General features: G+C 62.9%; 16 protein-coding genes and 1 pseudogene. 1 reads left to right on the forward strand and 16 read right to left on the reverse strand.

Translation table 11 applies throughout. The features are described 5' to 3' along the window. From VLJ37_01930 to VLJ37_01940, 3 genes are all read right to left on the reverse strand, one after another. Positions 1 to 1215, reverse strand: a 1215-nt coding sequence (locus tag VLJ37_01930) for a glutamate synthase subunit alpha (protein HSA58429.1), incomplete at its 3' end; no start/stop codon positions are given. Continuing rightward, on the reverse strand, positions 1212 to 2111 hold the full coding sequence (locus VLJ37_01935) for a LysR family transcriptional regulator (GenBank protein ID HSA58430.1): 900 nt from the start codon (positions 2109 to 2111) through the stop codon (positions 1212 to 1214). The genes VLJ37_01935 and VLJ37_01930, both read right to left, overlap by 4 nt. Positions 2112 to 2231: 120 nt before the next feature. Then, the gene (locus VLJ37_01940) at positions 2232 to 2663 is read right to left on the reverse strand and encodes a CBS domain-containing protein (GenBank protein HSA58431.1); all 432 of its coding nucleotides are present in this window, start codon (positions 2661 to 2663) and stop codon (positions 2232 to 2234) included. A 131-nt stretch (positions 2664 to 2794) separates the two neighbouring features. On the opposite strand from VLJ37_01940, the gene VLJ37_01945 reads away from it, so the two are divergent. After that, entirely contained in the window at positions 2795 to 4000 is a 1206-nt protein-coding gene (locus VLJ37_01945) for an endonuclease/exonuclease/phosphatase family protein (GenBank protein HSA58432.1), read from the forward strand. Here the strand turns inward: VLJ37_01945 and VLJ37_01950 are convergent. The 13 genes and pseudogenes from VLJ37_01950 to VLJ37_02010 form a co-directional block, all read right to left on the reverse strand. Continuing rightward, on the reverse strand, positions 3990 to 4460 hold the full coding sequence (locus tag VLJ37_01950) for a hypothetical protein (protein HSA58433.1): 471 nt from the start codon (positions 4458 to 4460) through the stop codon (positions 3990 to 3992). The genes VLJ37_01945 and VLJ37_01950 overlap by 11 nt on opposite strands. A 64-nt stretch (positions 4461 to 4524) precedes the next feature. Beyond that, positions 4525 to 5403, reverse strand: coding sequence for an ATP phosphoribosyltransferase (hisG, locus tag VLJ37_01955; GenBank protein HSA58434.1), 879 nt, complete (start codon positions 5401 to 5403; stop codon positions 4525 to 4527). Between the two features lie 34 nt (positions 5404 to 5437). Beyond that, positions 5438 to 6712, reverse strand: coding sequence for a dihydrolipoamide acetyltransferase family protein (locus tag VLJ37_01960; protein ID HSA58435.1), 1275 nt, complete (start codon positions 6710 to 6712; stop codon positions 5438 to 5440). 22 nt (positions 6713 to 6734) lie between these two features. After that, entirely contained in the window at positions 6735 to 7709 is a 975-nt protein-coding gene (locus VLJ37_01965) for an alpha-ketoacid dehydrogenase subunit beta (protein ID HSA58436.1), read from the reverse strand. Positions 7710 to 7812: 103 nt separating this feature from the next. Continuing rightward, the gene (locus tag VLJ37_01970; protein HSA58437.1) at positions 7813 to 9456 is read right to left on the reverse strand and encodes a hypothetical protein; all 1644 of its coding nucleotides are present in this window, start codon (positions 9454 to 9456) and stop codon (positions 7813 to 7815) included. Between the two features lie 10 nt (positions 9457 to 9466). Next, positions 9467 to 10480 (reverse strand): thiamine pyrophosphate-dependent dehydrogenase E1 component subunit alpha, encoded by a 1014-nt coding sequence (locus VLJ37_01975; protein ID HSA58438.1) that lies wholly within the window; start codon positions 10478 to 10480, stop codon positions 9467 to 9469. 52 nt (positions 10481 to 10532) lie between these two features. Beyond that, a complete protein-coding gene (locus tag VLJ37_01980) occupies positions 10533 to 12206 on the reverse strand; it encodes a calcium-binding protein (GenBank protein ID HSA58439.1) in 1674 nt (557 codons plus the stop codon). 114 nt (positions 12207 to 12320) lie between these two features. Continuing rightward, the gene (locus VLJ37_01985) at positions 12321 to 13781 is read right to left on the reverse strand and encodes a DUF4215 domain-containing protein (GenBank protein HSA58440.1); all 1461 of its coding nucleotides are present in this window, start codon (positions 13779 to 13781) and stop codon (positions 12321 to 12323) included. Positions 13782 to 13792: 11 nt separating this feature from the next. Continuing rightward, a complete protein-coding gene (locus VLJ37_01990) occupies positions 13793 to 15457 on the reverse strand; it encodes a calcium-binding protein (GenBank protein HSA58441.1) in 1665 nt (554 codons plus the stop codon). A 64-nt stretch (positions 15458 to 15521) separates the two neighbouring features. After that, positions 15522 to 15719 (reverse strand): hypothetical protein, encoded by a 198-nt coding sequence (locus VLJ37_01995; GenBank protein ID HSA58442.1) that lies wholly within the window; start codon positions 15717 to 15719, stop codon positions 15522 to 15524. Positions 15720 to 15815: 96 nt separating this feature from the next. Further along, complete coding sequence (locus tag VLJ37_02000) at positions 15816 to 16097, reverse strand: hypothetical protein (protein HSA58443.1); 282 nt, start codon at positions 16095 to 16097, stop codon at positions 15816 to 15818. 167 nt (positions 16098 to 16264) lie between these two features. Next, on the reverse strand, positions 16265 to 18259 hold the full coding sequence (locus tag VLJ37_02005; protein HSA58444.1) for a malic enzyme-like NAD(P)-binding protein: 1995 nt from the start codon (positions 18257 to 18259) through the stop codon (positions 16265 to 16267). A 282-nt stretch (positions 18260 to 18541) separates the two neighbouring features. Next, positions 18542 to 19732 (reverse strand): annotated as a pseudogene (locus tag VLJ37_02010) (malic enzyme-like NAD(P)-binding protein). Between the last annotated feature and the right edge of the window lie 39 nt (positions 19733 to 19771).

Genomic DNA, 19771 nt, shown 5'->3' on the forward strand with positions numbered 1-19771 from the left:
CGCCGGATCGATGTCGAGCACACCGACCTCGCTGGCCATCAACACCAGACCGTCGTCGGTGACCCAGTAACGACTCGGTCGCAACCCGTTGCGGTCCAGCACCGCGCCGATCAAGGTGCCGTCGGTGAAGGCCACGCTGGCGGGACCGTCCCATGGCTCCATCAGCGACGCGTGGAAGCGATAGAAAGAGCGCTTCGCCGCGTCCATCGTCTCGTGGTTCTCCCACGCCTCGGGGATCATCATCAGCACCGCGTGGGGCAGGCTGCGCCCACCGAGGTGGAGCAGTTCGAGCACCTCGTCGAAGCTCGCCGAATCGCTTGCTCCTGGCGTGCAGATCGGGAAGGCACGATCGAGTCCGGGCAGCAGGTTGCTCTCCAGCAGCGACTCGCGGGTGCGCATCCAGTTGCGGTTGCCCTGCACCGTGTTGATCTCGCCGTTGTGGGCGATGTAGCGGTACGGGTGAGCCCTCTCCCAGCTCGGAAACGTGTTCGTCGAAAACCGCGAATGCGCCAGCGCGAGCCCCGTTTCCATCGAGGGATCGTTCAATTCGGGGAAAAAGAGTTCGACCTGCTCGGTGTTGAGCATCCCCTTGTAGACGATCGTCCGCGAGGAGAGGCTCGCGACGTAAAAGGACGCCCCGCCGTTCATCCCGAAACGGATCGCGTTCTCCGCCCGCTTGCGGATGACGTAGAGCTTCCGTTCAAAATCGAGCGCGTCCGTAGGGGCACGGCGCGCCGTGCCCTTACCGGCCGCGATGAACACCTGCCGCACCGCGGGCTCGGAGAACTTGGCGGTCTCGCCGAGCGAATCGTTGACCGTGGGCACGGTCCGCCAGCCGATCACGCCTTGCCCCTCGGCCTTGACAATCTCTTCGAACTTGGCCTCGCAGCGTTTTCGGTCCTTCTCGCCCCGGGGCAGGAAGACCATGCCGACGCCGTAGGTCCCCGCGGCCGGGAGGGCGAAACCCGCCTTTTTCGTCTCCTTCTCCAAGAACGCGTGGGGGACCTGCAGGAGGATCCCCGCTCCGTCGCCGGTGTTCACCTCGCAACCGCAAGCCCCGCGATGGCGGAGGTTCATGAGGACGTCCAAGCCCTGGCGGATGATTTCGTGGGACTTGCGGCCCTTCAGATTCGCCACGAAACCGACGCCGCAGGCGTCGTGCTCGTACTTGGGATCGTACAGCCCTTGCTTTCCGGGCGCCGTGATCGTCTTCATACGGACTCCTCTTCTCTCTTTTCCTTCATCAACAAGTCCAGAAACAAGTCGGCGTTCTTGTGCAATTTCTTCCCGCGCCGGTGGATGAAGCCCAGCGGCCGCCTGAACCCGTTCGGGCTGAAACCGATCGCGGCGAGCGTCCCGGTCTTGACCTCGCGCGCAAAGGTCGGCTTGGGCAGGAGCGAAACCCCGGAGCCGACCTCCACCGCGCTCTTGATGGCCTCGATGTTGTCGAACTCGAGGACGGTCTCCACGCCGACCCCGTGCTTCTTGAGAAAACGGTCGATCTCGCGCCGGATGGCCAGCTCCGGCTCGAAGGCCACGAACTTCTCGCCGGCAATCTGCTTGAGCCGGACCTCTCCCTGCCGCGCGAGCCGGTGGTTCGGCGGACAGGCGAGCGCCATCTCCTCCGTGCACCAGGGGATGACGGTCAAGTCCCGCCGTGCCCGGGGAAACGAAACGATGCCGAAGTCCGCGTCGCCGGCGAGCACGGCGTCGTAGACGCGGTTGGGGTGGAGGTAGTCCACCTCCACGCGCGTGCCCGGGTGCGCTTCGGTGAAACGCCGGATGTCGTCGTTCATCGGCCCCAGACCCACGGAGTAGATCGAGGCGATGCGGACGACCGATCCGATCTCGCCATGCAGACTCCTCACCCGCTCCTCGGTCTCGAAGTAGCGCTCCACCACCGCGCGGCAGCCGTCATAGAAGGCCTTGCCCTCGGCCGTGAGCTTCCACGGCCGCTGCGAGCGGTCGATCAAGGCGACACCCAACCGCTCCTCCAACTGGTGGACGATGAGACTCGCCGCCGACTGGGTGACGCCGTTCTCCTTCGCGCCCCGCGAGAAACTGCGGAGCCGGACGACGTCGCAAAAGGTTTTAAGCGCTTCGATCTGCATAGGGGCGGACTTCGACGGCTAGCATAAGTATTACTTATGTCCAGATCTTTTTGTATTCGATTTTATGATAATAAAGTGACGAGGAAAATAAGGTTATAACTGACTGAAATTACTTAGGAATCAACGCCCCGAGATATACTCGTTGAGGTATTGGATCGTGGTCTGCTGCTCGGACAACTCCCAAGCCATGACGTCCCCGATGGAGACGAGTCCCTTGAGCTTGCCGTTCTCGACGACCGGCAGGTGGCGGATGCGTTTCTGGGTCATGGCCAGACGGCACTCGTCGATGGTGGTCTCCGGCGTGCAGTAGGCGACCGGCGTGCTCATCGCCTGCCCGACCAGCGTGTCCTCGGTGCGCTTTCCCTTGGCGATGATCTTCCGGAGAAGGTCCCGCTCGGTGAAGATGCCGACGACGGCGTCATTCTCGATGACGATCACCGCCCCGATCCGGTGCTCGTTCATCAAGTTCACCGCGTCCATCGCCCGCTGCTTGGGGGAAACGGTGACGACGTCAAAGCCCTTGCGGCTCAAGATGCTGGAGACCTTGGACACGTTTAAGACCCTCCTAAAAATCTCACACCTTTGGCGCGCCTGCCTAAAATAGCAGAATCTGGGGTTTCGTCCCAAGGGATTTTTGGAGCCTTGACAGAAATGCTAGCTCCATCTTTGTATCGGGATCGCTTATGGATTTTCAGCATGCCGAGAAGATCGACCACGACCTCCATCCGCATTTTCCGGAATTGATGCGTTTCAACTCTACGAAGTCGCTGGAAGAGTCCTCCCTTTATCAGGAGCTCAAGCCCCGCATTTTGAAGGCCCTGAACAGCTTCGAACTGACGAGCGCGGAGGGCTCCCCTGCCCCTGAGCCCTTCTACCGGGCCGTCGCGTGGAACGTCGAACGCGGCATGTGTTTCGACGAAATCGTCTATTTTCTAAAAAACCATCCGGTGATGGCGAAGGCCGACGTGCTCCTCATCACCGAAACCGACCTGGGGATGGCGCGCTCCAAGAACCGCCACGTCGCCCGAGACCTCGCCGAAGAACTCGGGATGAATTACTTTTTCGCGCCGTCCTACCTGAATCTGGAAAAGGGCAACGGCGACGAGCGCGACGCCGAGGGCGAGAACGAACTGGGCCTGCACGGCAATGCGATCCTCTCGCGCTACCCCCTCCACAAGCCGCGCGTGGTCTCCATCCCCAATTCGCACGACAAGATGCACGGCAACGAAAAGCGGCTGGGGAGCCAGCGCGCCTTGATCGCCACCGTCGACCTGGCCGGCAAGCCCCTGCGCGTGGGTTGCCAGCACGTGAACGTGCGTTCCACGCAGGAGAAGCGCAAAGAGGAGATCGAGGCGACGGTCAAGGCCATCGTCGAGGAAGGCGAACATCCGGCCTTGATCGGCGGCGACTGGAACACCTCCACCTACGACTCGCACAGCGCGACGTCCTCCATCATCGGCTTCTGGGTGCGGGTCTTCATGGGCGTCGATCATGTGATGCGGAACCACTACCCGCATCCCCAGCGGAGATTCGAAAAGTCCCTTTTCGACATGCTGGAGGCGAACGGGTTTACTTACAAGGACTGCAACGAGATGGGCGTCTGCACCAACCACTACAGCGTGGAGGACTTAAGACAGTTCAAGAATTTGAGGGACTGGCTGCCCCTCTGGTGCTTCAAATTTATCGAGTGGTCGCTCCGCAACCACAATGGCAAGTGCTCCTTCAAGCTGGATTGGTTCGCGCAGAAGGGTCTCAAGATCCTCGGCCCCGGGAAGGCTGTAAGCCCGCGCAAGGGAGCGAGCCTCTCGCCGAAGGTCGTCCAAAACCTCGTCCACAACGGCAAGGCCGCCTCGGACCACGACGCGATCGCGGTGGATTTTACTTTGTGATCTTCCCTTTGAACGCGTTCTCGACGGCGGGCTTCCCCTGCTCATTGAGCACGGCGGTCCCTTCCAGCTTGTCGCCATTGACCAGGCCGTCCCACTCCATCTTCGCGCCGGAGGTGTTGACGGTCGTGGCCCGGAACCTCATGGTCTTGCCCTCGCCGCTCGTCGTGTAGGCCGCGTCTTTGAACCCGAACTTGTCGCAGGCGGTGGAGCGGAACCGGCCGTCCTTGAAGAGGAAGGTGTCGGGATTCGCCTTCTGGCCCTTGGCCGCGATCTCCCCGACGAAGCTCTTCCCGTCGAGGGGCCCTGGGGTGACCGGCTTCTTCGCTTCTTCCGACTTCGCCTGCGGGGCGGCCGCCTTTGTCTCGGCCGGCTTCGTTTCGGCCTTGTCCGCCGCCTTCAGGGCCGGCGTCCCCAAGGCCAGCAGGACGGCCAGACCGAGTCCCGTCAGCGTTGTTTTCATAAAAATCCTCCTCCTTCGTGGGATGGATTTGGGAAACCGAGGAATTATATTTCTATTCGAACGATCAATAAATGACTTTGTTGAGGGGGTATTCCACGATCCCCGAGGCGCCCTGGCGCTTCAAGACCGGGATGATCTCGCGCACCGTCTTTTCGTCGACAATGACCTCGATCGCCACCCAGTCCTGATCGGTCTGGCTGGAAACCGTGGGTGCGTGCAGGGCGGGCAGGCTCTTCAAGACGGCGTCGAGGTTCTTCTTGGGCAGGTTCATCTTGAGGCCCACCTTGGCCTCGGCGTCGATCGCGCCTTGCAGGAGCATGGCGAGGTTTTCGATCTTTTCCTTCTTCCAGGAATCCTTCCATGACTTCTTGTTGGCGACCAGGACCGTCACCGATTCGAGGATGGTGTCGATGATCCGCAGGTTGTTCGCGCGAAGCGAATTGCCGGTCTCCGTCAGTTCCACGATGGCGTCGGCCAAGAGCGGCGGCTTGACTTCGGTGGCGCCCCACGAAAACTCGACGTCGGCCTTCACGCCGTTCTTTTCCAGATAGCGTTTCGTGTAACCGACAAGTTCCGTCGCGATGCGCTTGCCCTGAAGGTCCTTGACCGACTTGATCGGCGAGTCGTTCGGCACGGCGATGACCCAGCGGATGGGCGTGAATCCGGCCTTCGCATACCGGAGTTCCGATACCACCTCCACGTCCGCCTCCTGCTCGGTCATCCAGTCGCGGCCGGTGAGCCCGGCATCCAGCACGCCGTCTTCCACGTAGCCCGCCATCTCCTGGGCGCGGATCAGGAGCCCGGAGAGCTGGGGATCGTCGATCGACGGAATATAGCTGCGGCTGCCGACGGTGATCCGGTAACCCGCCTTCTGGAAGAGGCGGAACGTCGCGTCTTGAAGGCTGCCCTTGGGGATGCCCAATTTGAGGATCTTGTCTGTCATGGTCTCGGGTGGGTACCAGACGCCGGATGGCAAATCAACCAATCTGCGAAAAGTCGAAGTTTTCGAGGTTCTTCGCCACCTCCGTCAGAAAGCGGCCCGCGTGGTTTCCGTCGATCAGGCGATGGTCGAAGGCGATATCGAGCCCCATGATCGGACGAACCTCGATCTTGTCGCCGACGGCCCAGGGGCGCTTCACCACCTTGTTGAAGGCGATGATCGACGACTGGCCCGGCGGGACGATCTGCTGCGTCCTCACCGCACCCACGGCCCCCGTGTTGTTGACGGTGATCGTCGCTCCGGTCAGGTCTTCGACCTTGAGCGTGCCCTTCCGGCCGCCTTCGACGAGACGCACCATTTCCTTTTCGACCTCGCGGAACGAGAGTTTCTGGGCGTTGCGCATGACGGGAACCATGAGTCCCTGTTCCGTCGCCACCGCGATGCCCATGTTCACGTGTTCGTAGGTTTCGATCCAATGGCGGCCCTCCTTCTCCTTGAAGGCGGAGTTGATGAGGGGGTGGCTCTTGAGGGCCTTGATGACGGCGACGATGGCGAAGATGACGTAGCTCGGCGCCTTTTCCTGTCCCGACCGCCAGGTGTCGATGAGTTTCAGGTCGACGTCGACGCTGCAGCCGGCGTGAGGGATGGTCTTCTTGGACAAGACCATGTTTTCGGCGATCCGCGCGCGGATGGGGGCGAGGGGGACGCTGGTGACCCCGGGGCGTTCCACAGGCGGCATTGGCGTCGCCGCCGTAGGGGTTTGGCGCGCCAAACCCCTACCCGAAACGAATTTTATCAAATCATCCTTGGTGACCCGCCCGCCCGGGCCGGTGCCGGGGATTTTCTCGGCGTCTCCCAAGGAGATGCCGTGCTCCTTGGCAAGGGCGCGGATCAAGGGGGCTAGTTTGGAGGACGCGGGCGCCGGTTGTTCCGGTGGAGGGGCGAAGCTTGTCTCGGCACCGGCCGCACCCTTTGGTGTCGCCCCGCTGGGTTCCGGGCGAACACTAGGTTCGCGCCTGCTGGAATCCACCTTCTTCCCAATCCCCAACGACAAATATTTCTTCCCGTCCTCCTCCGAGACCTCGAACTCGGCAATCTCCTTCCCCACCGGCGCCTCGGCGTCGTCCTGTTCCAAGATTTTGACGAGCCTCCCCTTGAACGGAGACTCGTAGGAGAAGACGGATTTCTCCGTCTCCATCTCGACCAGAGGCTCTTGCTCGGCGACCGCGTCGCCCTCCTTCTTCAACCAATGGACGATGCGGGCCTGCGTGATGGATTCCCCGAACTGGGGCATGGTGAGTGCGATCAACATGCGGGGCATCTTATCCGAAATTTCAGTATTGGACCAGTTTCTTCGCCGCCTCGATGACATCCCGCTTCGACGGCAGATAGAAATCCTCCAATTGCGGCGCAAAGGGCACAGGCATCATCTTCGCGGCGATCCGGACCGGGGCGGCGGCTAGGTGATCGAAGGCCTTTTCGACGATCAAGGATTCCAACTCCGCACCCACGCCCCCGCGTCGCGGAGCCTCGTGGAGGATGATGGCCCGGTTGGTTTTGCGGAAGGAGTTCAGCATCGTCTCTTCGTCGAGAGGAACCAGAGTCCTCAAGTCGACGACTTCCAACTCGACGCCCTCGGTCGCCAGCCCTTCGGCGGCGCTCAGGGCGAGATGGACCATCGCCCCGTAGGTGACGACCGTGACGTCTTTCCCTTCGCGACGGACGGCCGCCTTGCCGATGGGCACCGTGTACTTCCCCTCCGGCACCTCGTCCTTCAGCTCGTAGTACAGCTTTTTGTGCTCGAAATAGAGGACGGGATCGTCGTCTTCGATGGCGGCCTGGAGAAGGCCCTTGGCGTCGTAGGGCGTGGAAGGCGTCACGATCTTCAAGCCCGGCACGTGGAAGAACCAGGCCTCGGGGCACTTCGAATGGAAAGGACCGATGCGGAGCCCTCCGCCGAACGGCATCCGCACCACCATCGGCACATGCGTGCCCGTCCGGAAAAAGTACGGGGCGGCGTAGTCGACGAGCGAGGAGAACCCGCTCGTGATGAAGTCGGAGAACTGGATCTCGGCGATGGGCCTTAAGCCGGCGATGGCCGCGCCCGCCGCCTCTCCGATGATCGCGAGCTCCGAGAGCGGCGTGTTCTTCACGCGTCTCTTGCCGAACTCGTCGACCAGGCCCTTGGTGATCCCGTAGACCCCGCCGTACTCGGCCACGTCCTCGCCCAGGAGATAGACCCGGTCGTCGGCGCGCATCGCGGTGCGCATGCCGTCTCGAATCGCTTCGCCGTAGGTCATAACGGGCATCTTGTCCCCTTGTAGGGGCGAACCTTGTGTTCGCCCGAGCGCGTCTGGGGCGACCCCTAACTACGGGGCTGCTATCGCTGATACGAGATTCGCCCCTACACGGTCAAAACACCAGCGAGCATCCCCCCGAAGACGAGGTCGGTGACCCCGGTTCAGGTCCCGGTCCCGGCCCGGGTTCCGTCACCGTGATGGAGACACTCGCCGTGTTGTTCCCTGAGTTCGGGTCGACCGCCTGGCCGCTCACGGAAACCTGGGGCGAAAAGGTCCCCGCCGCGTTCGCGCGGACCTCGATCGTCACCGTCGCCGCCCCCCCTGCCGCGAGTAGTCCCAACGGGCACTCAAGTTCCGACGTCCCCGTACACGGAGGCGTCGTCCCTTCGACGGTCAATCCCGATGGGATCGAAGCCGCCAACGTCACGCCGCCCACGGGGATGCCGGCGCCGTTCGCGATCACGGCCGTCAGCGTCACGGGGTCCCCCGTTTCGACCCCGGCCGGATCGGCCCCGAGCGTCGCACTCAGGTCGGCGGAATCGCCCTCCAGGCGGACCAAGGTGATCTGGTCGCCCGCAACGCCGGCCATCAGGATGCGTCCGTCGCTCGTGACGGCCACGGCCCGGGCCTCGGCGTCCGCGCCCGCCACAACCCGGTTCTTGCCGTCCCCGCTGAAAGATCCGTCGAGCGAACCGTCCGGATTCAGACGCATCACGCCGAACGCCCCCTCCATGCCCTCGTAGGCCGATCCCACCACGAGGATGCGCCCGTCCGCCTGAAAGGCGAGGCCGTTGGCGATGTCCTGGCCGGAGGCCAAGGGCTCGACCAAAAAACCGTCCCCGCTGAAACCCGGGTCGGGCGTGCCGTCCCCATTGAACCGGACAACGCCCATGTCGTTCGTGACACCGGAGGTCAGGCAGGCCGCGACGATCTTGCCGTCGTCCTGGAGGGCGACCGCCTCCGCCCAATCGATGCCCGGAACGAGGGACTGTTGGGCGAAACCCACGCCGCCGAAGCCCATCTCCTGGGATCCTTCTCCGTCGAAACGAACCACGACCGTATCTTGATCGGTGAAATTCCTGCCGGCGACGAGGACCTTGCCGTCCGGCTGAAGGGCCATCGCGCGGCCCTCCCCTCCGTCCCCTCCAAGTGAGGCCGTGGCGATTCCTCCGGTTCCAAAGTCCGGATCGAGGGAGCTACCGTCGGCGAGGAGCCGGAGCGCCGCGATGGCCTGGTTCCTCACGCCGCCCAGGATAATCTTGCCGTCGGGCTGGACGGCCATTCCGCCGAGCGAATCGGAAATGTCCGCGCCGGGCAGCCGAAAAACGCCGCCCTGGCCGAAGTTAGGATCCAGGACTCCTGCCGATGAGTAGCGGACCACGACGAAATCGTTGAACGAGGACTTGCCGGCCACGATCAGGCTCCCATCCTCCTGGATGTCGAGAGCCCGGGCCGCGTCGCTCTCGTTGGGAACGACGGGCGTGAGGACGATGCCCCCCGTGCCGAAGGTGTCGTCCAGGCTTCCGTCGGCATGGTAGCGGATCACGGCGAAATCCGAACCCGTTCCCTCGTCGGCCGTTCCCACGACGACGATCTTCCCGTCCTTCTGGATCTCGAGGTCGGCGGCGAAGGAGGATACCGCGAAGGGCGTTTGAACGATGCCATCCCCGCCCCCGAAGGTCGCGTCGGGCTCGCCGGACGCCGCCCAGGACAGGGAGGGAACCAAGACCAGAAAAATAAGGAATAATGGATTCATCGATGCCCCCTCACAGGTTCTTCGGCAGGTCCTCCGGTTGCGGGAGCGGCTGGGTCCTCGCCCACTCCACCGCCTCCTCGATCTCCTTCTCGATTCTCTCCTCGATCGCCCTTTCCTCCGTCTCCGAAAGGCCGTGCTTCTCCTCCAGGTATTTCCGGAAGGACACGATCGGGTCCTTCTTCTTCCAGCTCTCGATCATGTCCTTGGGGACGTAGGTCGCCGGGTCGTGAGTGCCGTGTCCTCCCATGCGCAACGTCTTGCATTCGATGAGCGACGGGCCCTGCCCCGCCCTGGCGCGGTCCACCGCCTGCTTCGCCGCCTTATAGACGTCCAGGACCGAATTGCCGTCAATCGTCTTCCCCGGCATGCCGTAGCCCGCCGCGCGGAGCGCCAGGTTCTCCACGGCCGACTGTTCGTGCAAAGGCGTCGAGATCGCGTATTGATTGTTATTGATGACGAAGACGACCGGCAACTTGAAGACCGAAGCGTAGTTAAGCGCTTCGTGGACGATGCCCTGGGACGACGCCCCGTCGCCGAAGGAGGTGAGAACGACCCCCTTCTCCCCTCTGTACTGCATCGCCGCCGCCACGCCGTTCGCCACCGGCAGCCAAGACCCCATGTGCGAGACGAAGCTTAGGATGTTTTTCGAGACGTCACCGAAATGGACGTTCCCGTCGCGCCCGAGCGTCGGGGAGCTCTTGCGGCAGAAGTACTGCGCGAAGACCTGCTTGAGCGTGATGCCCCGCACCAGGTGCGCTCCCATGTCGCGGTGGGAAGGCGCCAGCCAGTCGCCGTCAACAAGCGCCATCGCCGCTCCCACCGAGATCGCCTCTTGCCCCGTCGAGAGATAACCTTTGCCGATGATCAAAGGCGCTTGAGGGTTTTGGCTCTGACAGATGTAGGCGATCTTGTTTTCGAGGGTGCGTGTGAGGAGAAGGTAATAGTAGATCTCCAGGAGCTTCTCCCGTGGAAGCGCTTCCGCGTCATCCGATCGCGCCGGGCCCCTGGTGGAGGGGAGGGTCATCGTTTCGATTCTATCAAACGACGGCCTCCGGGATGAAGGATTTTTGATACGCTCAGCGCAACAAGGAACAGCCGCCGCCCTCCTTGACCGTCACGATGGCGGACGAGGAATTGTTGAGGATCACGGGATCGATCCCCTGCGCGGTCACTGCGGCGGCGTTGGTGAGGGTGCCCACCGTATTCGCGACAACCGAATAGCTGACGGTCGCCGTCCCGCCGTTGGCGAGCGTTCCCAGATCGCAGGTGAGGTCCACCGACCCGCTGCACGAGCCCTGGGAGGCCGTGAGGGAGGATGCCTCCAAGTCAAGACCCGAGGGCAGCGCATCCGTCAGGACCACGCCTCCGACGGATCCCGGCCCTTCATTGGTGACGGTGATCGAAAAATCGACCCGGTCTCCGTCGGAGACCTCGGAGTCCTCGGCCGTTTTCAGGACGCTCAGATCGGCGGTGTCACCCAAGAAACGCATCAGAAGGACATCGCGGCTGGTCGCGGGGGAACCCGTGAATCCTGCCGAGAGAAAGCGGCCGTCGGCAAGGAGCACGGGAGTGCCCAGGGCGTCTTCCGCCCCTCCTCCGACATCGGCGACCTTGAACCCGCCGGATGCAAAGGCGGTATCAAGGGACCCGTCGGTGTTGTATCGCGCCAGGGCGTAGTCATCGCCCGAGGCCCCTACCACGAGGATCTTTCCGTCGGCCTGGAGGGCGAGCCCGCGACCGACATCGATCGCATGACCCAGATCGGTCGAGACCTTGCCGTCCCCGCCGAAGGACGTGTCCAGGCTTCCGTCCGCGTTCAGCCGGAGCAAGGCCAAGTCGGCGTTTGCATTTCCCGTATACCCCACCGCCAGGATCTTGCCGTCGGGCTGGAGGGCGATCCCAAAGGCGCCGTCGCCCTCACCCGCCTCCGCAAAGTCGATGAAGAGAAGGCCCGGGACGGAGCCTCCGGCATTGAAACTTGCATCCGGGCTGCCGTCCGCGTTGAAGCGGCCGAAGGCAAAATCGTAATCTCCCGATTTCATCTCGCCGGCGACGAGGATCTTCCCGTCCGGCTGGATCGCGACTTCGCTCCAATCCAGGTCATCCGTTCCCAAGTCGGTCAGAACGATCCCATCCCCGTCGAAGGTCGTGTCGAGGCCTCCGTCGGCGTCGTAACGGGTGATGAAAGCGCCCTCCGCTCCGCTGCTTCCCCCCGCCACCACGATCTTGCCGTCGGTTTGAACGGCGAGCGCGGCCGCGGCTTCGGTGACGCCTCCGACGACGTCCGTTGTGACCTTCCCGTCGCCGCTGAAAGAGGGATCGAGACTGCCATCCGGGTTATAGCGCACCAGGACCGTCTGACCGGTGTCCAAGGTGCCCCCCGCCACCACGATCCGGCCGTCGTCCTGAACGGCCATCGCCAGGGCGATGTCCAAGAGACCGAAACTCGTCAGGGCGATTCCATCCCCGTCGAATCCGCTATCGAGGCTGCCGTCGGTATTGTAGCGGAGAACGGCTATGTCCACATCGGCCCCGGTCGTTGCCCCCCCCGCCACGAGGATCTTCCCGTCGTCTTGGACGGCCATGGCGATGCCGTCATCCTCGAGTCCGGAAATGTCGGTCGTGACGATCCCGTCGCCGCCACCGAAGGTGGTGTCCAGATCGCCCGGGGCCGCGTGAAGGCCGTGGACCCAAAAGATCGGGATGAGGAAACCGGCCGTCAGGCCCAATAAGTTGAGGATGAAGCGCATAGAGACCCCCTTGAAAAACATGTTGCTCAAGGGGCGAAAGGAGATCAAGCGGGGAGGCGGACACGATCACAAAAGTGAATTCAGACGTATACTAAGGCCGGTTACACGGGCATCCTACCGCACGAGGCTGCAGCCGCCGCCCGAGGACGGCTCGCCGTCCTCATCCGCGCACGCCGCGCTGCAGCCGTCGCCGCCGGCGGTGTTGCCGTCGTCGCATTCCTCGCCGGTCTCGACGACGCCGTTGCCGCAGATCACGGAAGGCGGATCCCCCAAATAACGGACCACGGCGAAGTCGCGGGTGTCGCTGGAAAACGGAAACGCTGCGGCGACGATCTTCCCGTCGGGTTGCAGCACCAAATCCGTAAGGCCGTTGTCCTCCCCCCCAAGATCGTCCGTGCTGATCCCGCCGTCCCCGAAGCCGGTATCAAGGCTTCCGTCGGCGTTGTAGCGGACGAGCGCAAAGTCGTCGAAACTCTCTCCGATCTCCGCGGAGCCTCCCACGAGGATCTTCCCGTTCGCCTGGAGGACGACCGACTCCCCGAAGTCGTCCAAGCCGATGTCGGTAAAGACCACACCGCTTTCTCCAAAGCCGTCGTCCAGGCTTCCGTTCGAATCAAATCGGGCGACCATGATGTCATACTCGAGGAAATCGGCTTCCCCCACGACCACGATCTTGCCATCTGGTTGGAGGGCGAGATCATAAACGGCGTCCTCCAACCCCGTGCCGTTCAAGTCAGCGACGACCGCACCGGGAACGGGACCCCCGGGATTGAAGGTCGGGTCCAACGTGCCGTCCGGGTTGTATCGGACGATCGCGGAATCGAAGTTGGCCAATTCTAAGCTGCCCGCCGCGACGATCTTTCCGTCCGGCTGGATCGCAACGGCTTCGAAACCCTCGTTGGTGCTCCCCAAGTCCGTCGTCACCTTGCCGTCCCCGTCGGCGCCGCCGGGACCGAAGTCCGCGTCCAGGCTCCCGTCCGGGTTGTACCGGGCCAGCGCGAAATCGTTGTCGGAGAATCCCGCCGCGACGATCTTCCCGTCATCCTGAATCGCCATGGCCTGGGCGACGTCACTGCTGCCGCCCGGCTCGTCAAAATCGGTATGGACCTGGCCGGTTCCGTCGGGCCCAAAGTCCGTGTCCGGGCTTCCGTCCGGATGGTAGCGGGCCAGCGCGAAATCGCTGAACAAGACCTGTAACGAGTATCCCACCACGACGATTTTCCCGTCGCCTTGGATGGCGAGGGCGCTTCCAGAATCCGCATCCCCCGCGAAATCGGTCGTCACGAAACCGCTCCCGTCCGGCCCGCCTGGTCCGAAATCCGCATCGAGGCTCCCGTCGGCGTTGAAACGCGCCACGAGGAAATCGCTGTTTTCTATAATGTCCAGCGTGCCGGCGACCACAATCCGGCCTTGGGCGTCCAAGGCCACCGCGCTTTCAAAGCCCCCGACAATTCCGGGGTTTGCGATGACGACCCCGCCGGTCCCGAAAGACGGATCGAGGTCCCCCGGTGCGGCGTGCAGGGCCGGAACATGGGAAAGATAGAGTGTAAGAAAGAGCAGAAAGATGGAAAACATGAGTTCCTCCTCTAGCGAATCAGGCTGCAACCGCCGCCGTCGCCTCCCGCCCCCCCCGTCGTCGTCCCTCCGGGCGGAACGGTCACCGTGAGACTGACGGGGGCCGAGGTATTGTCGGCGGGGTTGGAGTCGACCGCCTGGGCCGTCACCGTCGCCTGGTTGGCGATGGTCCCCGCGGCGTTCGGCCTGACGACCAGCGTCACATCGGCTTGGGCCCCGGCGGCCATGGTCCCCAGGTCGCAAACCACCGTCGCGGTCCCGGAGCAGGTCCCGGCCGCGGGCGTGGCCGACTGGAGCGTCAGCTTGGAATCGAGGGCGTCGGTCACGGTGACGCCTCCGATTGCCGAGGAGCCGTTGTTCTTGACCGTCAGCGTGTAGGTCACGGGGTCGCCCACCTCAGCCGTTGCGGCATCCGCGGACTTCACGATCGAGACGTCCCCGCTGTCCCCTTCGAAGCGGACGACGACCAAATCGTTGGCGTTGAAACCCACTCCTACGATCTTCCCGTCGGGCTGGAGGGCGATGGCGCCGGTTCCATCTTGGACCGTTCCCGCGTCCATGGAGACGATCCCGTCGCCGCCCCCGAAGCCCGCATCCAGGGACCCGTTGGGATTGAGCCGCACAAGGAAGAGGTCCTTATTGCCGCCGCCGACGTCGGCATTCCCGAAGGCCAGGATCTTTCCGTCCGCCTGCACGGCTAGACCGCTTCCTTCGTCGACGCCCGATGACAGGGGGATGAGAATCTTCCCGTCGCCATCAAAGGACACGTCCGGGGTGCCATCCGGATTGTACCGCGCCAGGGCAAACAGGTTGCCCGGGCCGCTGAAGCCGTGCAAGACGATCCGCCCGTCGGGCAGGACGACCATCGACGTCGCGCGATCGAGACCCGAGCCGATCGGCGTCGTCACAATGCCGTCTCCCCCGCCGAAACTGGTATCGAGTTTTCCATCCGAATCATAGCGGACGAGGGCGAAATCCTCGTTGGCGCCGACGGATGATCCGGCCGCGAGGATCTTTCCGTCCTTCTGCAAAGCGACGGCATTCGCGTTATCATTGCCGGACCCGATCGGCGTGATCACCACTCCGTCGCCGTCAAAGGCGGCGTCGGGACTCCCGTCCGCGTTGAGCCGCATCACGAGAATGTCCGTCCCGGCGCGTCCGGCGGCCACGATCTTCCCGTCCGGCTGGAGCGCCACGTCCGAAAGGTCGCTGTTGGTGGCTGGGGTCGCCGTGAAGATCCCGTCGCCGTCAAAGGTCGTATCCGGGCTTCCATCGGGGAGGAACCGGGCGACCAACGCGTCGTTCCCACCGGCGGTGTCCACGGTGCCGGCGATAACGATCTTGCCGTCCGGCTGCAGGGCCACACCCAGGGCCAATGCCCCGATGGTCCCTACCGGAAGGGTGAGTTTGCCGTCCCCATCGAAACTGGAGTCCGGACTGCCGTCCGGAAGATACCGGGCCAGAGCGACATCATAGGTAGAGGGATGATCGGCCTCTCCGGCGGCCAGGATCCGCCCGTCCGGCTGAATCGCGAGGTCGCAGGCAAAATCAATCTCGCCGAAGAAGTCTGCGGTCACCAGGCCGTCCACGTCGAAGCTTGTGTCGGGATCGCCCGGGGCGGCTTGGAGAGACGGGATAATGAGAAATGAAACGAGAAACAGAAGAACGATGCGCATAGGCCCCCCTCTTGAAATCGAGGGCTATGATCGGCCCTTGGCCCTTAACAATCAAGAGCCTTCCCTAATAAGAGGCGACCACGGAGTTGGCCACGTCGTTCATGATTTCCTGCACAAAGTCGGGCTCGCCCTCGAAGCCGGCCGCGGGGTCCCCTCGTCCCGCTCCCGCCGCCGGGACTCCCGGCGCGAGGAAGACTTTCGCGATCAGGAACCAGAGGGCCGAAGAGAGCAGAATGAGAACGGCTCTGCCTTTCAAGTCCATACCCATTAGACGCCATGATGAGGGATTTGGATGACCCGATCAACGAGACTTGGGACCAGTCGGGGAAATTCCGTATTCTCCGGAATACGTGCGGGATTAGAAGGTCACACCGATCTTGAGGCTCTTGCCGGCCTGGATGGTCAGGCTCGTGGATTCATCGAGAGGATGACGGATGCCGGTCATGAGGTTCATGACGTCGCGGGCGAAACCGTCGGGGGCGAAGGCCGTTTGATTCCCGGAAAGAGGGGCCTCCGGTTGTTTTTCTGGAGCGATCCCGGTCCGGGACTTGCTCACGGAGGTCTCTCCGGCGGAGGCGATGGAAGAAAAGGCCGTCACGATCACCAGGCCCGCCAGAAGGATTCCAAGAAATTGACGCATTTTATGTAACTTCTGCAAGAAGGATACCATGAACCGCCTCCCGCCGTCCTTGTCTAAGTTATCGAAATTTAAAAGAAAATGTTGCGGTGCGTCTTGAACGATTTCAGGCGGTGGGGGGTTTTCGCCCCGATTCCGGGGACTTGGGGGGCGGGGCGAAGCCCCGGGACCTATTTGCCGACGTTGTAATGACCGATCTCCGGGATGCTGTGAAAGGAAGAATAGATCGCCTTGCGGGCCTCGGGCACTTCCCGGAGGACCACGCTCAAGATGGCCTCGCGGTGGAAGACGGTCGGGCCCTTCTTCTCCGCGTTCTCGGGACGCACGCGCGTGCGGCGCAAGGCGAGCGCCAAGCCGAGCGCGGGACAGACGGTGGCGATGTTCACGATGACGCAGAGCTCGCGATAAGCGATCTTCGCCTGCTCGCTTTCTCCCCGGGTCGCGGGCTTGAGTTCGTTCAAGACCGTCGTCAAGGCCTTTGGGTGCAAACGCCCGTCTTCCAGCAGAAGACGCTGCCACCGCTCCTCTTTCAACGCGAGCTGCCGGGCCAAATGCTCGAACTCCGTCCGCTCGATCTCCGGCGGGACGTAATACTCCGGCCTCCCTTCCCCTTCCCTCTCATCGCTCAGATAGAAGGGGGCAAAACGATCGGGATAGCGCATCTCGAAATATTTTCGGCCGCGCGCGTCGGCCTCGTCCCGGTGGTTCTGCACGAAGGCCGTCCGAAATCGGACCATCTCCGAGATCTCCGCGTCAAAGCGCTCGAGCTGCGCGCTCGTGGGCAACTTCCCCGTCCGGAGCGACACCCCGTCGCGGGCGGCCGCCCGCGCCACGGAGCCGGCTTCATGCTCGATCAAACGGATGTCGGTCGCCTTGGGGACAAGATGGTTCTTCCCGAATCGCGGGTCCATCTCGGCCACCCGCGAAATGCCCAACGCCGCCGCCTTGGTCATGCCGGGCGTCACCGCCCCCGCCATCGACATCAGGACGCCGGCCCCGATCTGTCCGAAAGCGGTGAAGTTGTTGAAGGTGTTGATGTACTGCTGGTTGCCGCTTCCGTAATGGGCGTCCGGACGAACGGCCGCGAGCATGTCGGGCGTGACGCCCGGCTCGGGATTCGTCATGGGGGCAAAGAGGGGATTCGGCGCCAAGGCGCGCGCGATGATCTCCGTGCGGGCGAGATCGTCGGTCAGGCTCTCCTTCGCGCCGAGGTTGACGACAAAATCCGCGCCCCGGGCGAATTCTTCCAGTTCCGCGCCTTCCTTGATTCCGTGGCGCATCCTCCTCTTGTACTCGTCGTCTTCGACGTCCGCCCGTCCTTCATGAAGAACGCCCTTGCTGTCGGTCACCAGGATGTTTTCCGGCAAGATGCCGTGATTGACGAGCTCGTCATAGACGCCCATGGCGCCGGCCCCCGCCCCGAGGATGATCCCGCGGCAATTCTCGGGCTTGCGGTTCGTGACTTTCATCCAGCTCAAGAATCCCGCCGCCGTGATGACCCCGGTCCCCTGCTTGTCGTCCGACCAGATGGCGCATTCACCGGCCAGGCATTCCAACACGCCGAAGATCAACGGAAGGTCGCGTCCCTGGGCGTCCTCAATATTGATGAAACCGAAATTGCAGGCGATGGCCTTGACCGCCTCCGCGAAGTTGAGCGCCCGCCAGATGCGCGCCTGGTTCTTCCGCCGGGAGTTGTCCAACCGGTCAAGGGCCTCCAACTGGTCCTTGGTGAGATAACTGCGAAAGCAGAGCGGCGTCGCGCTGACGCCCGCCGTCTCCAAAAAGAATTTCGCCTTGCCCTGCATGATGACATCGGCGGCTTCCGCCCGGATCACCTCGTCGCGCGAAACCGACGCGCTGCCCAACCCAAGAATGGCCGTGGCCGGGCTTGCCACGAGCGCCCTCTGCCAGCGACCCGTGAGGTGATGGGCCTCCTCGGGAAATTCGCGGATTCTTTCCACGATGCCCGCGCCGAAGGGGGAGTACTCGTGGGAGCCCGAGAGGGGCACGTCCATTTCGTTCCGGAGATTCGGCCCGTACAGGGTCGCGCGGCGGTAGGACTCGGCGTAACCGGCCAGCGTCTCGAGCGGCATTGCGGCACGCATGCCGTTGAAGTATTCGGTGCCGGGAAGATGGTAGCGGCTAATGATTAACGAAGGATTCACGTTCAGCTCCTTGACACATCTCTATGCCTGATCGCGCCAGACGCCGAAGGGCGTTGGTGTTCGCGCCTCTTCGAGATGGGATCGTAAAAGTTGCGGTGATTATCGTTGAACGGGGACACGGGCCTTGATCTCATCGCGGATCTCCCGTTTCAGTTCTTCGCGGGTCACAGCCTCGTCGCGAAACTCCGGATAGGCCGCGCTCCGGCGCTTGGCCTGAATCTTCTCCAACGATTTCCGATAGGCCTCTTTGCTCACGTAAGGCCGCGTCGCCGCCCCGCTGGCGATCGCCGCTTCCGCCACCGCAGGCGCCTCCCACAAGAGGACACGCGGGTCGAACGGCTTCGGGATGATGTATGCCGGCCCGAATTCGAGGTTCTTCACGCCGTAAGCCCGGCACACTTCTTCCGGAACCTCTTCATGGGCCAACGCCGCCAATGCCTTCGAGGCCGCGAGCTTCATCTCTTGATTGATCTTCACCGCGCCGACGTCGAGGGTGCCCCGGAAGATGTAGGGAAAACCCAGGACGTTGTTGACCTGGTTCGGAAAGTCGGACCGGCCGGTGGCCATGACGAGGTCGGAGCGGACTTGGATGGCGTCGTGATAACGGATCTCCGGGTCGGGATTCGCCATGGCGAACAGGATGGGTTTCGCCGCCATGCTCTTGACCATCGCCGGCGTCACCAGGTCCTTGCTCGAGACGCCGATAAAGACGTCCGCGCCTTTCATGGCTTCCTCCAAGGTGTGGATCTTCGTATTCCTGGCGAAGTAGCCCCGGATGGGCTCAAGATTGGGACGCCCTTCGTAAACGACTCCCTGCCGGTCGACCAGCGTCACTTGTTCGCGGCTGAGCCCCAACGCCATGACCAGTTTGGCGCACGCGATGGCCGCCGCACCCGCGCCGGAAAAGACGACCTTGATGTCCTTGAGATTCTTGCCCTGGACCTCGAGCGCGTTGATCAGCCCCGCCGACATGATGACCGCCGTCCCGTGCTGATCGTCGTGAAAAACCGGGATCGACATCTTTTCGATCAATTGTTCCTCGATGAAAAAGCACTCGGGGGCCTTGATGTCCTCCAGATTGATGCCGCCGAACGTGGGCTCCAGGGCCTTCACCACGCTCACGAACTGGGCCGGATCCTTCGCGTCGACTTCGATGTCGAAAACGTCGATGTCGGCGAATTGTTTGAAGAGGACGCCCTTGCCCTCCATGACGGGCTTGGCCGCGTGCGGGCCGATATCGCCCAATCCCAAAACCGCCGTGCCGTTCGTGATGACGGCGACGAGGTTGCCGCGGGCCGTGTACTCGAAGGATTTTTTTTGGTCTTTTTCGATCTCGAGGCAGGGTTCGGCGACACCGGGCGTGTAGGCCATCGAGAGTTCCTTTTGGGTCTCGCAGGGCTTGGTGGGGACGACCTCGACCTTCCCCTTGCGGCCTTCGGAGTGGTATTTGAGGGCTTCGTCTTTGGTGATCATGGGAGGGGGGTATCCCCCAAAATGGAGAACCGAGTCAAG

Source organism: bacterium (assembly GCA_035454885.1).
Taxonomy (GTDB): Bacteria; UBA10199; UBA10199; order JACPAL01.

Excerpts from the sequence above, each read along its gene's own strand:
- VLJ37_01935 (HSA58430.1), bottom strand. The coding sequence starts at position 2,111 with ATGCAGATCGAAGCGCTTAAAACCTTTTGCGACGTCGTCCGGCTCCGC.
- VLJ37_01945 (HSA58432.1), top strand. The coding sequence starts at position 2,795 with ATGGATTTTCAGCATGCCGAGAAGATCGACCACGACCTCCATCCGCAT.
- VLJ37_01950 (HSA58433.1), bottom strand. The coding sequence starts at position 4,460 with ATGAAAACAACGCTGACGGGACTCGGTCTGGCCGTCCTGCTGGCCTTG.
- hisG (HSA58434.1), bottom strand. The coding sequence starts at position 5,403 with ATGACAGACAAGATCCTCAAATTGGGCATCCCCAAGGGCAGCCTTCAA.
- VLJ37_01960 (HSA58435.1), bottom strand. The coding sequence starts at position 6,712 with ATGTTGATCGCACTCACCATGCCCCAGTTCGGGGAATCCATCACGCAG.
- VLJ37_01965 (HSA58436.1), bottom strand. The coding sequence starts at position 7,709 with ATGCCCGTTATGACCTACGGCGAAGCGATTCGAGACGGCATGCGCACC.
- VLJ37_01970 (HSA58437.1), bottom strand. The coding sequence starts at position 9,456 with ATGAATCCATTATTCCTTATTTTTCTGGTCTTGGTTCCCTCCCTGTCC.
- VLJ37_01975 (HSA58438.1), bottom strand. The coding sequence starts at position 10,480 with ATGACCCTCCCCTCCACCAGGGGCCCGGCGCGATCGGATGACGCGGAA.
- VLJ37_01980 (HSA58439.1), bottom strand. The coding sequence starts at position 12,206 with ATGCGCTTCATCCTCAACTTATTGGGCCTGACGGCCGGTTTCCTCATC.
- VLJ37_01985 (HSA58440.1), bottom strand. The coding sequence starts at position 13,781 with ATGTTTTCCATCTTTCTGCTCTTTCTTACACTCTATCTTTCCCATGTT.
- VLJ37_01990 (HSA58441.1), bottom strand. The coding sequence starts at position 15,457 with ATGCGCATCGTTCTTCTGTTTCTCGTTTCATTTCTCATTATCCCGTCT.
- VLJ37_01995 (HSA58442.1), bottom strand. The coding sequence starts at position 15,719 with ATGGACTTGAAAGGCAGAGCCGTTCTCATTCTGCTCTCTTCGGCCCTC.
- VLJ37_02000 (HSA58443.1), bottom strand. The coding sequence starts at position 16,097 with ATGCGTCAATTTCTTGGAATCCTTCTGGCGGGCCTGGTGATCGTGACG.